This is a genomic window from Sphingomonas ginkgonis (assembly GCF_003970925.1).
Classification (GTDB): Bacteria; Pseudomonadota; Alphaproteobacteria; order Sphingomonadales; family Sphingomonadaceae; genus Sphingomicrobium; species Sphingomicrobium ginkgonis.
In genome coordinates this window covers 1,151,926-1,164,349 of sequence record NZ_RWJF01000001.1, presented here as the reverse complement: position 1 = coordinate 1,164,349, position 12,424 = coordinate 1,151,926, and the positions used below count along the sequence as shown (strand labels likewise).

Here is a 12,424-nt window from a genome sequence, read left to right as displayed (position 1 = left end):
GTTAACAGAACGTCATCAGGATTAACCGCGAGTTCGACTGCCCGCCAGTTCAGCGCAGCTTTGCGCCAAAATGCACGGATCCTTGTGGCTCGGCCGCCACAATCCCGCGCGGGAGAATGGCTCTGCCCTCAGCCCAGCCGGGCAAGCGCGGCGGTGAGGCGCTCGGCTTCGGCTGCCCGCGTCTCGTGGTCCGCACGCGCCTTCGCGACGGCTTCCGGCTTGGCACGCTCGGCGAAGCTCGGGTTCCCAAGCCGCGCCGCGAGGCTGTCGCGCTCCTTCTCCGCCGCGAAGATCGCCTTCGTCAGGCGCGCGCGCTCGGCGGCGAGGTCGATGATGCCCTCGAGCGGCAGCGCGAAGCTCGCCTCGTCGACCACGACCTGCGCTGACCCGGAGCCCTCGAACGGCGAGAGCTGGATTGATTCCAGCCGCGCCATCCGGCGAAGATTTTCGAAGTGGCGGTCGAGCCGGGCTTCCGTCGCATCGCTCGCATTGGCGGCGAACAGGTGCAGGCGCGCACCCGGCGGCACATTCAGTTCGGTCCGCGCCGAACGGATTTCGCCGATCAGCCGGATCAGCCAGTCGAGTTCGCCCTTGGCCTCCGCATCGATCACAGCCTGCGGCTCCGGCCACTGCGCGACGATGAGGTCGTGGTCGCGCTCCCCCATCGCGTGCCAGATTTCCTCGGTGACGAACGGCATGAACGGGTGGAGCATCACCAGGATCTGGTCGAACGCCCAGGCGGCGACCGCCTTGGTTTCCTCGTCGAAGCCGCCCTTCACCAGCTCGACATACCAGTCGCAGAAGGTGCCCCAGGTGAAATGATAGATGGCGTCGGCCATGCCGTCGAAGCGGAGCTGGTCGAACGCCTCGTCGAGCCGGGCGAGCGTCGTCACCACCTCACCGATGATCCAGCGGTTCACCGGCTTTTCGGCCGCCGGCGCGGCGACGCTGGCGCTCGCTCCCACCCCGTTCAGCTGCAGGAAGCGCGCGGCGTTCCACAGCTTGGTCGCGAAGTTGCGGTAGCCCTCGACCCGTCGCTCATCGAGCTTGATGTCGCGCCCCTGGCTCTCCATCGCCGCCATGGTGAAGCGCAGCGCGTCGGCGCCGTAGCGGTCGATGAGGCCGAGCGGGTCGACCGTGTTGCCCTTGGACTTGGACATCTTCTGGCCATTGGCGTCGCGGACCAGCCCGTGGAGATAGAGCGTCTTCCATGGCGCTTCCCCCATGAACTCCAGCCCCTGCATCGCCATCCGCGCGTCCCAGAAGAAGAGGATGTCGAAGCCGGAGATGAGCACGTCGTTGGGGTAGTGGCGCTTGAGATCCGCCGTCTGCTCGGGCCAGCCGAGCGTCGCGAACGGCCACAGGGCGGAGGAAAACCAGGTGTCGAGCACGTCCTCGTCCTGGCGGAGGGCAACTCCGTTCCCAGCTTGCGCTTGCGCCTCCTCAACGGTTTCCGCGACGAAAACATTGCCGGTCCCATCGAACCATGCGGGGATGCGATGGCCCCACCATAGCTGACGGCTGACGCACCAGGGCTGGATATTCTCCAGCCAGTTGTACCAGGTCTTCGCCCAAGTCTCGGGAACGATCCGGATCGCGCCCGAGCGGGTCGCTTCCATCGCGCGCTCGGCGAGGGGCTTGACGTCGACATACCATTGGTCGGTCAGCCACGGCTCGATCACCACGCCCGAGCGGTCGCCATAGGGCGTCGCGATGGTGCGGTCCTCGACCTTGACCAGCGCGCCCTCGGCCTCGAGCATCCCGATCACCGCCTGGCGCGCCGCGAACCGCTCCAAGCCGATCAATTCGGCCGGGATCAGCCCGTCCGCGGTCTGGACAACATGGCCGCTGGCATCGAGCATGTTGAGCATCTCGCCCGGCTTCATCCCCGCGCGCTTGCCGACCTCATAATCGTTGAAGTCGTGCCCCGGCGTGATCTTGACCGCGCCGCTCCCAAGCTCCGGTTCGGCATGTTCGTCGGCGATGATCGGGACCAGCCGCCCGGTAATCGGCAGCCGAACCTGCCTGCCGACCAGCGCCGTGTAGCGCTCGTCGGTCGGATGGACCGCCACCGCCATGTCGGCGAGCATCGTCTCGGGCCGGGTGGTCGCCACCTCGATATGGCCGGACCCCTCGACAAGCGGATAGCGCAGGTGCCAGAACTTGCCCGGTACCTCGCGGGTCTCGACCTCGAGGTCGCTGATCGCGGTCTGGAAGCGCGGGTCCCAGTTCACCAGCCGCTTGTCGCGGTAGAGCAGCCCACGCTTGTGCAGCTCGACGAAGACGTGGGTGACGGCTTTCGAAAAGCCCGGGTCCATGGTGAACCGCTCGTGCTTCCAGTCGCATGAGGCGCCGAGGCGGCGGAGCTGGCGGGTGATCTGGCCGCCGCTTTCGCCCTTCCACTCCCACACCCGCTCGAGGAACGCCTCGCGGCCGAGGTCGGTACGCTTCTTCTGCTCGAGGTCGAGCTGGCGCTCGACCACCATCTGGGTCGCGATCCCCGCATGGTCGGTGCCGACCACCCACAGGCTGTCCTTGCCGCGCATCCGCTCGCGCCGGATGAGGATGTCCTGCAGCGTATTGTCGAGCGCGTGGCCGATGTGCAGCGAGCCGGTGACGTTGGGCGGCGGCATGACGATGGTGAAGGGCTCGGCGTCCGGCCGGTCGGGCCGGAAGGCACCGCTCTCCTCCCAGTGCGCATACCAGCGCGCCTCGATGGAGGCGGGATCGAAGGTCTTGGGCAGCTCGCTCATCGCCGAGCGGTTAGAGGCGAGCGCGCCAACACTCAACACCCCAGCCCCGCCCGCCGCACAGGCGATGGTGACGACCGCCGCTTGCGCAGGGATCGCGATCGTTCCAGACTGAGCTGAGAACGTTCACAAGAGGGATAGAACATGGGTGGCTGGCGGTTCGGAACGGCGGCCCTGCTCGCCCTGCTTGCAGGTGCCCCGGCTGCCGCCTCGCCGCCCGCCCCGGCTCCCGCGCCGGCTCCCGCGCCGGGCTTCCTCGACGTTCGCGGGACCGAGATCGTCGACGGAGCCGGCCGGCCGCTTCTCCTGCGCGCGGTCGGGCTGGGCGGCTGGATGCTGCAGGAAGGCTATATGCTGAAGCTCGGCGAGCTCGGGCAGCAGCATGTCATCCAGCAGCGGCTCGCGGCGCTGGTCGGCCGCCCCGCGGTCGACCGCTTCGCCGCCGCCTGGCTCGACCACCAGACGACGCGCGGCGACCTCGAACTGCTCCACCGCTGGAGCTTCAACGCCGTCCGCCTGCCGCTCCACCATGCGCTGTTCATGGATCCGGCGGCGCCGGCCGGGACGATCCGCTGGCGGCAGGACGGATTCCGCCGCACCGACCAATTGCTTGAATGGGCGGCGGCGAACCGAATCTGGGTCATGCTCGACCTCCACGCCGCGCCGGGCGGTCAGGGCAACGACCTGCCGATCGCCGACCGCGATCCCGCCCAGCCCTCCTTGTGGCAGAGTGACGAGAGCCGGCGCCGCACGGTCGAGCTGTGGCGGGCGCTGGCGAGGCGCTACGCGAACAATCCCTGGGTCGGCGCCTACGACATCTTGAACGAGCCCAACTGGGACTTCGACGGGAGCGGCGGGCACGGCTGCAACGATCACCGCAATGCGCCGATCAAGACGCTCTACCGCCAGATCACCGCCGCGATCCGCGAGAGCGATCCTCGCCACCTCATCCTCATCGAGGGCAATTGCTGGGGCAACAACTATGACGGGATCGCGCCCGACTGGGATCCCAAGCTGGTGCTGAGCTTTCACAAATACTGGAACCGCAACGACCAGCGCTCGATCGCCAAGATGCTCGCGCTTCGCGAGGCGACCAGGCGCCCGGTGTGGGTCGGGGAGACGGGCGAGAATTCCAACGCGTGGGGCCGCGACGTGGTCCGGCTGCTCGAGGCGAACCGGGTCGGCTGGGCCTGGTGGCCACTCAAGAAGATAGGGGTCAGCAACCCGCTGGAGCTCGTCGCCAACCCGGGCTGGACTCGGCTCGTCGCCTGGCTGACCGGCAACGGGCCCCGTCCCTCGCCCGCCGCCGCGCGCGCCGCGATGATGCGGTTGGCCACCCATGATGCCGACGTCCGCTTCAACCAGCCGCACCCCGACGTGGTCGATGCGCTGATGCGCCAGCCGCACGACGACCGGGCCCTGCCCTTCCGCCCGCGCCTGCTGGGGCCCGGCGCGCTCGTCGTGGCCGCCGCCGACTACGACCTCGGGGCGCCGGGGATCGCCTATGCCGACCGGGTCGACGCCGACTATCATGTCGACACCGGCGGCGAGCGGACCGAGTGGAACGACGGGCGGACCTATCGCAACGACGGGGTCGATCTCGCGCGCGATGCTGCCGGCCAGCCCTATGTGACCGCGTTCGAGGCGGGCGAATGGCTGCAGTATAGCCTCGACGCCGACCGCGCGGGCGCGCGCGGCGGAAGCCTCCTGCTGCGGGCCGCGGCCCCGGCGCGCCTTACCGTTACGGTGAACGGCGGCGCGCCGGTGACCCTGTCAGTCGGGCCGGTGCGCGGCTGGAGCCGGCTCCGCTTCCCCGCGCTTGCCCTGGCTGCCGGCCGCAACCGGCTGCGCCTCGGGGTGACGAGCGGCCGGATCGAGCTGCGCCGGATCGCCCTCGACCCGCGTTAGCGCGGTGCCGCGGGTCCAGCGGTTCATCCAGCCGAACACCTCGTCGTACCACTGGATCGAGTTCTTGGGCTTGAGCACCCAGTGGTTCTCGTCGGGGAACTCGAGCAGCCGCGACGGCACGCCCTTGCGCTGGAGCGCGGTTAAGGCGGCGATCCCCTGGGTGTAGGGAATGCGGAAGTCCTTCTCGCTGGTGATCACAAGCTGGGGGGTCTTCCAGGCGGCGACATGGTTGACCGGGTTCCACCGCTCGAACGCGGCCGGGTCCTCGTAATAGGCCTTGCCGCCATGCTCCCACTCGTCGAACCACAGCTCCTCGGTCTCGTAGGCCATGGCGCGCGCGTCGAACACGCCGTCGTGCTGGACGATGCACTTGAAGCGGTCGGGCCAGTTCCCCTCGATCCAGTTCATCATGTAGCCGCCATAGCTTCCGCCCAAGGCGCAGGCGTTGGCGGCATCGAGCTGCGGGTCGTTCGCGGTCGCGTAGGCGAGGCCGAGCTTCAGATCCTCGAGCGGCTTGCCGCCCCAGTCGTTGGTGATCGCGTCGGTGAAGGCCTGGCCGTAGCCGGTCGAGCCATGGAAATCGACGCTGACCGCCGCGAAGCCGCCGCCGCCGCTGGCGAACAGCCGCGGGTTCCAGCGGTAGGACCATCCGTCCGCGAAGCTGCCTTGCGGGCCGCCATGGACGAGAAAGGCGATCGGCAGCTTCGCGGCTGTCACCGGCTTGGTCTTGATCCCCCACACCTTGTCGCCGTTCGCACCGGCAAAGGAGAAGCGCTCGACCGTGACAGGGTCGAGATCCTTCAGCAGCGCGTCGTTGACAGCGGTGAGCTGCGCCGGCTTGCCACGCCCGCGCAGCAAGTAGAGGTCGTCAGGCTGGCGGATGCTGTTCGACGTGTAGAGAATCGATCCGTCGCGAAGCACGCGCGCATTGCCCGCGGTTCCGGCCCCGGTCAGGCGGCTGACCTTGCCGCTTCGGACGTCGACCCGGAACAGCGGATCGTCGAGCGTATCGCCCGCGCCCACCACCAGGCTGCGGCCGTCGGGCGCCCAGGCGATCGACGCAACCGACCGGTCCCAACCCTCGGTCAGCGCGCGAACCTGCCCGGTGGCAAGGTTGCGCAGCATCAGCACCTGCCGATCGCTCTCGTAGCCCGGCCGCTTCATTGCCGCCCAGGCGAGCCAGCGTCCGTCGGGCGACAGGGTCGGGAGCGTGTCGGTGGCGCGATTGGCAACGGTCAGGTTGACCGGCGCGGTGCTGCCGTCGGCGGGTGCGCGAAAGATGTCGAGGTTGGTCGACAAGGGCTCGATCCGCCCCGCCTCGCGCAGCGCGAAAAAGACGGTGGTGCCGTCGGGCGAGAGCGCCACTTCCTCGCCGCCGCCGAACGGCTTGGACGGCGCGTCGCCCTCCAGCCCGGCCGAGAGCAGGACACCCTGTCCTTGCAATCGCCCGCCCGACAGCGCGAAGCCGTAGAGACGCGAGCGGGTGCCGGGTTCGGCCCAGCTGTCCCAGTGGCGGACGAACAGCTGGTCGTAGGTCCGCCCGCTGCCCTCCGGCTTGCCCTTCAGCCGGACGGTCGAGCAGGCGAGGTCCGGGCACGCAGGACGATCGGCCCAGACCACGACGCGAGACAGGTTGTCGGCCAGCTTGAACCCGCCGACGTCCGCCGCGAAGTCGCTGACCTGCGCCGCCGCGCCGCCCGGTACCATCCGGAACAGCTGGTCGCGCTCGCCGGCCGCCTTCAGAAACCAGATCGACCCGTCGCGCGCGAACACGGCGTCGTGTCCACCCTCCGCGCCGGCGAGCGGCACCGGCTGTGCGCCGCGCGTGCGCAGGTCGAGCGTGTAGAGGCGGTTGTTGCGCTTGTTCTTCGTAAGGTCGGTATCGCTGATCGTGAACATCGCGGTCCGGCCGTCAGGCGACACCTCGGGCGCACCGAGCCGGTGCATCATATGCAGGTCGGTGGCGGTCATCGGCCGGGCGCCGGCGGGCGTGGCGGGAGCGAGCGCGGCGACGGCCGCGGCGAGCAGGAGGCGCTTCATGGAACCAAGCTGTTAGCGCCGAAACGATTCGACGCAACAGGCTCGCTAGAGCGGGGTGCCGGTGATCCGCCCGATCTCGCGCCGGACATGCTCGTCGACGATCTCCGGCAGGTGGCGGTCGAGCCATTCCTTGAGGATCGGCTTCAGCATGTCGCGGATGACCTGCTCGAGCGGGTTGACCGCGGCTACCGGCGGGGCCGCGGCGGCGACCTGCTGAAGCACGGCCAGCCGCTCCCGGCTGGCGGCCGCGGCATCGTCGCTGACCAGCGGCGGGCCGCTCTCGACGGAGGCGGCTGTGACCGGCGGCAGCGGCGCGGATGCCTCGGCGGCGGCTTCCTCCGCGACGAGCTCGTCCAGCTCCAGCACGTCGTCGTCGGCGGCGGCAGCAGGGGCCGGCGGCGGCGCGGCGGCGCGCAGCTCCTTCTCTTCCGCGATCACCTTCTTGATCGAGGCGAGGATGTCTTCCATCGACGGTTCGCCGGACGGGTTCTGCATCCCCGACCTATCGCCGATCAGCGCGGCCGTGTCACCCCGGTCGGCGGCACGTCCTCTTGCGGTGTCACCGTCCGCGTGGCGACCGGCACGTGGCGCTTGTCGTTGGCCCAGTCGTTCCGCCCGTTCGCCACCCGCCGGTAGTTACCGGTGGGATCGTAGAGCGGACCGCCGTCGAGCCCGAGCTCGTCGACCTGCGCCATGCCCATGGCGTTCAGCAGCTGGAAGCCGGCGACATAGGCATCGCGCCGTGCGCTCACCTCGGCCACCTGCGAGTTGAGCAGCTCCTGCTCGGCGTTGAGCACGTCGAGGATGGTGCGGGTGCCGACGCTGTTCTCGGCGCGAGCGCCGGTCAGCGCCAGCTGGTTCGCCTGGACCGCGACATGGTTGCTCTCGATCGCACGCTCCGCGGCGGAATAGGCGGCGAAGGCGGAGCCGGTCTGCGCCACCACCGCGCGCTCGGTCCCGATCGTCTGCTCAAGCAGCTGGCCCTCGACGGCCTGCGCCTGGCGGATCCGGCCGGCAACCAACCCGCCCTGGTAGAGCGGGATGTTGGCGGCGACGCCGAGACTGGTCTCGGTACCCGAGCGCGGGAACGGACCGACCGACCCCGCAACCGTGTTGACATAATTGCCCGAAGCCACGCCGGACAGCGTCGGCAGCCGTCCCGATCGCGCGACCGAGACGTCGTAGCCGGCAGCCCGGGTCTGCTGGGTGATGGAGATGAGGTCGGGATTGCGGACGATTGCGATGCGGACCGCCTCGTCCGAGGTGGCCGGCAGCGGCGGCAGCGGCGGCGGCGGCGCCAGCGTGCCCGGGTCATGGCCAACGACCTGGCGGTAGGTTTCCTCGCTCGCCGTCAGCTGCGCGCGGACCGTCTCAAGGTTGGACCGCGCCAGCGACAGCCGCGCTTCCGACTGGGCAACGTCGGTGCGGGTGACGTCACCGATCTGGAACCGGTCGCGGGTCGCGCGAAGGTTGGTCTCGAGGACGGAGACGTTGTTCTGGTTGAGCTCGACGATCGCGCGGTCGCGGATCACGTTCATGTAGGCGGTGGTCGCCTGGGTGAAGACGTCGCCCTCGACCGCGCGGAGGGTGGACCGCCCCGCCTCGACCCGCGTCCGCGCCGCCTGGACGCCATTGCGCACCCGGCCGCCGGTGAAGAAGGGAACGCTGAGGTCGACACCGCCGCTGATCACCGGCCCCTTGCTGCCGCTGGTCGCCGCAATGATCCCGCTCCGGGTCAGGCTGCGGTTGAGGCCAATATTAGCGCTCACCTGCGGCCGCCCGGCGGCGCGGGCGATCGCCACGCCGGCGTCAGTCTGGCGGACCACCTCGCGCTGCGCGGTCAGGTTGGGGTTGGTGCGGTAGGCTGAGACCAGCGCGTCGCGCAGCGTGTCGGCATTCGCCGAACCGGCAAGCGCGACCATCGCCAGCGCCGTGGAAGCAAGGTGAAGGGCAAGTCGCACGAAGCGTCTCTCCGGTTAGAAGGTGAAGACCCGGGGACGGGCGAAACCGGGCAAGGCTGGACAACCAACATCGCCAAAGCTGCTGTAACCGACGCCGTGCGGCGCCTTGAAGCCGAGCGTAAGCCGGCCGACCCCGCGCTCGACGAGCACGGTTGCGATCCGGCCGCCTTCGCCGAGCTGCTCGACGATCGCCGGCGGGATTTGCTCGATCGCGCCGTCGATCACGATCACGTCATAGGGCGCGTTCGCGGCGTGGCCCGCTGCCAGCTCGCCACTGACCAGCGTGACGCCCGTCAGCCGCGCCAAATTGTCGGCGAACAGCGGATCGTTCTCCACCGCGGTAACCCTGCAGCCCATATGCGCGAACAGCGCCGCGGCGTATCCGGTGCCGGCGCCGACCACCATCACCCGCTCGTCCGGGCGCGCCGCCACGGCGTTGAGCAGGCGCCCGGTCACCGAACAGGTCGGCAGTCCCCGTCGCTCGCCCAAGGGGATGATCGCATCTGCATAGGCGACTTCTCGCTGCGAAGCGGGGACATAGTCCTCGCGCGGGAGCGTCGACATCGCCTCGAGCACGAACGGATCGACGACGCCCTGCGGACGCAGCTGGCTCTCGACCATGCGGCGGCGAATGTCGGCAAAGTCGGTCAATGGGGTGTCCTCACGGGCTGTTTTATGCGTGCAACACAGCCATGTTGCAATGCTGCTATTAGTCGCGCTCGGGTCGTTGGCCAAGCCAAGCGGGCCCGTTCGTCGAATTCGCTGGCGCAGCGTGCCGATCCTGCCGCAGCCGTCTTCTCTTTCACTTGCAGCCCGGTTCCGCTCTGCTCCATCCTGCCGCTCGATTCCGCTGTGCCCACCCCAAGGATCCCCATGAATCTGCGCCTGACCGCCTCGATGCTCGCCATTGCGGGCGGACTGCTTGCCACCGTTCCCGCCACCCGCGCCGCCGAGGCGCCGGCCTGGGTCTCCGCGGCCGGACTCACCCCCGACGCGAGCATCCGCACCGGCGTGCTCGCCAACGGCATGCGCTACGCCATCCGCCGCAACACGACGCCGGCGCACAACGCCTCGGTGCGGCTGCTGATCGACACCGGATCGCTCAACGAGACGGAGGAGCAGCGCGGCCTCGCCCACTTCATCGAGCACATGGTCTTCAACGGCAGCAAGGACGTCCCCGAGGGGGAGTTCGTGCAGCGGCTCCAGCGCCACGGGCTCCGCTTCGGGGCGGACACCAACGCGACCACCGATTTCGAGCACACCATCTACAAGCTCGACCTACCCGAAACCGATGCGGACACAGTCGATACCGCGCTGTTCCTCCTTCGCCAGGTCGCCGACAAGGCGCTGTTTGACGCCAAGTCGCTCGAGCGTGAGCGCGGCGTCGTGCTGGCGGAGGAGCGGACCCGCGCCGGGCCGCAGCTGAACCAGCTCGTGAACCAGCTGGACTTCCTCTACCCGGGGCAGCCGATCGGGCAGCGGCTGCCGATCGGATTGACGCAGGTCATCCAGGGCGCCCCGCGCGAGCGGCTGAAGGCCTTCTACGACGCCTACTACCGGCCCGAGCGCGCGACTCTCGTGATCGTCGGCGACTTCGACGTCGACCAGATCGAGGCCAAGATCCGCCAGCAGTTCGGCGACTGGAAGGGGGAAGGGGCCGCCGGTGCCAACGGCAGCCGCGGCACGGTTGCGACCCGCGCCGGCGACGCTCGGGTGTTCGTCGGAACAGGACTGTCGACGGCGGTATCCATCTCATGGGTCCGGCCGCCCGACCTCGATGCCGACAGCCGGCCCGAGCGCGTCCGCAACAGTCTTTCGGCGCTGGCGCTGCAGATCCTCAACCGCCGGATCGAGCGGCTGGCTGCGCTGGGCGAGAAGGCGCCACTGATCGCCGGTGGCGCCGGCCGAAGCCAACCCGCCGACATTGGCGACACCACCCAGCTCAGCGCGATCACTCGCCCCGGCGAGTGGCAGAAGGGGCTTGCCGCGATCGAGCAGGAGCAGCGCCGGCTGCTGACCTTCGGCGTGACCCAGGCCGAGATCGACCGCGAGCTGGGCGAGCGGCGAGCGGCGCTGGCCGCCTCGGTCGCCGGCGCCGACACCCGCTTCTCGAGCGGAATCGCCGACACGATCATCGCCGCGGTCGGCGACAAGGTCGTCACCCTCTCGCCGGCCGACCAGCTTGCGCTCTTCGACGAGGTGGCGCGGCAGGCGACTCCGGCCACCGTGCTGGCGGCGGTCAAGCCGCTGTTCACCGGCTCGGGCCCCCTTCTCTATCTCTCCTCCCCCACGCCCGTCATGGGAGTGACGGGCAAGCCGCCGTTGGTGCGCAGCGGCGCAAGCGCGCTCCAGGCGGCCTTCGTCGAGAGCCAGGCCGTGGCGGTCCGGCCGACCGTGTTCGCCGCCGCCCGGCCATGGCCATACACCAGCTTCGGGGTTCCCGGCCGCGTGCTCGAGCAGCGCGTGCTCGGCGACACCGGGGCGACCGCGGTGCGGTTCGCCAACGGGGTTCGGCTGATCGTCAAACCGACCGCCTTTGCCAAGGACCAGATTCTTGTCCAGGCGCGGCTCGGCGGAGGCAAGCGGGCGCTCGATCCGGCCGCGGTCAACCCGGAGTGGGCGATCGAAGGCGGCGCGGTGATCCTCGGCGGGACGGGCAAGCTCAGCTACGAGCAGATGCAGCAGACGCTTGCCGGCAAGATCGCCGGGGCGAGCCTGGCCGTCGACGACGACCGCTTCGTCCTTGCCGGGCGAACCACCCCGGCCGACCTGCCGACCCAGATGCAGCTGCTCGCCGCCAACATCGCCGATCCCGGCTGGCGCCCGACCGGCTGGGACCGCTATCGCGGGCTCGCCCCGGCGATCCAGGCACAGCTGGCGAGTTCGCCCGGCGGGGTGATGGGCCGCGATGCGCAGGCCTTGCTCCATTCGGGCGACCGCCGCTGGGCGCTCCCCTCGCTCGACCAGATGAGCGTCAGCAATATCAGCCAAGCACGCGCGCTGCTCGCCCCCGCCTTCGCCGCCGCGCCGATCGAGGTAGTGATGGTCGGCGACGTCACCGTGACCGACGCGATCCGCGCCACCCGTGCCACCTTCGGCGCGCTCCCGCGGCGCCGCGGTGAGGCCCAGGCCCACGGCCCCGATCCGCTCTTCCCCAAGCCGGGCGAAGTCACGCTGACGCACCAGGGTCGCAAGGATCAGGCGGCCGCGCTCGTCGCCTGGCCAACCGTCGGCTTCTACGGCAACAGCCGCGACGCGCGCACGCTCAACCTGCTGGCGGAGATCATCCAGCTGCGCCTCACCCAAAAAGTCCGCGAGGAGCAGGGCATCGCCTACTCGCCGAGCGCCTCGCACGCCCCGTCGGAGGTCTGGGACCGCTACGGCGTGTTCAGCGCCGCGATCGAGGCGCCGCCGGCGACACTCGCCGGCTTCGTCGACACCGTTCGCGGGATCGTCACCGACCTGCGCACCCGGCCGGTCGAGGCGGACGAGCTGCAGCGCGCGCAAAAGCCTTTGCTTGAGGGCGTGGCGCGGACCCGGCTGACCAACGCCTACTGGCTGACGAATCTCGCCGGCGCCGCCGACGACCCGCGGGTGCTGCCCAAGATCGACAGCCAGGTCGCGGGATACCGCTCGATCACCCCGGCCATGCTGCAAGCCGCGGCGCAGACCTATCTCGACACGGGCCGGGCATTCGTCATCAAGGCCGTTCCCGCCAAGCCGTAGGCCGCGTCGAGCCATTTGGCCGCTTCGCGCGTTCGCCTG

At 69.7% G+C, this 12,424-nt stretch carries 6 protein-coding genes and 1 pseudogene; 2 read left to right on the top strand and 5 right to left on the bottom strand.

What is annotated here, in order from left to right; all coding sequences use genetic code 11:
• Nucleotides 1-128: 128 nt before the first annotated feature.
• Nucleotides 129-2,753 carry a valine--tRNA ligase gene (locus tag HMF7854_RS05590; RefSeq protein WP_126718186.1) on the bottom strand — a complete coding sequence of 875 codons (2,625 nt, stop codon included), beginning with the start codon at nt 2,751-2,753 and terminating at the stop codon, nt 129-131.
• Nucleotides 2,754-2,894: 141 nt separating this feature from the next.
• On the opposite strand from HMF7854_RS05590, the pseudogene HMF7854_RS16005 reads away from it, so the two are divergent.
• A pseudogene (locus HMF7854_RS16005) lies at nt 2,895-3,941 on the top strand (glycoside hydrolase family 5 protein); the annotation flags it as partial.
• Nucleotides 3,942-4,523: 582 nt separating this feature from the next.
• On the opposite strand, the gene HMF7854_RS05580 reads toward HMF7854_RS16005, so the two are convergent.
• Genes HMF7854_RS05580 through HMF7854_RS05565 form a run of 4 tightly spaced genes read right to left on the bottom strand, consistent with a single transcriptional unit; the run spans nt 4,524 to nt 9,310 of the window.
• Nucleotides 4,524-6,698: an alpha/beta hydrolase family protein gene (locus tag HMF7854_RS05580; RefSeq protein ID WP_221766414.1), complete on the bottom strand. Its 2,175-nt coding sequence runs from the start codon at nt 6,696-6,698 to the stop codon at nt 4,524-4,526.
• A gap of 45 nt (nt 6,699-6,743) precedes the next feature.
• Nucleotides 6,744-7,193 (bottom strand): DUF2497 domain-containing protein, encoded by a 450-nt coding sequence (locus HMF7854_RS05575; protein WP_126718184.1) that lies wholly within the window; start codon nt 7,191-7,193, stop codon nt 6,744-6,746.
• Nucleotides 7,194-7,210: 17 nt separating this feature from the next.
• Complete coding sequence (locus tag HMF7854_RS05570) at nt 7,211-8,659, bottom strand: TolC family outer membrane protein (protein ID WP_239016853.1); 1,449 nt, start codon at nt 8,657-8,659, stop codon at nt 7,211-7,213.
• Between the two features lie 15 nt (nt 8,660-8,674).
• Nucleotides 8,675-9,310: a protein-L-isoaspartate O-methyltransferase family protein gene (locus HMF7854_RS05565; RefSeq protein ID WP_126718183.1), complete on the bottom strand. Its 636-nt coding sequence runs from the start codon at nt 9,308-9,310 to the stop codon at nt 8,675-8,677.
• A gap of 222 nt (nt 9,311-9,532) precedes the next feature.
• Here HMF7854_RS05565 and HMF7854_RS05560 point away from each other — a divergent pair, with 222 nt between their 5' ends.
• Entirely contained in the window at nt 9,533-12,385 is a 2,853-nt protein-coding gene (locus HMF7854_RS05560; RefSeq protein WP_185829170.1) for a M16 family metallopeptidase, read from the top strand.
• The last annotated feature ends 39 nt before the right edge of the window (nt 12,386-12,424 follow it).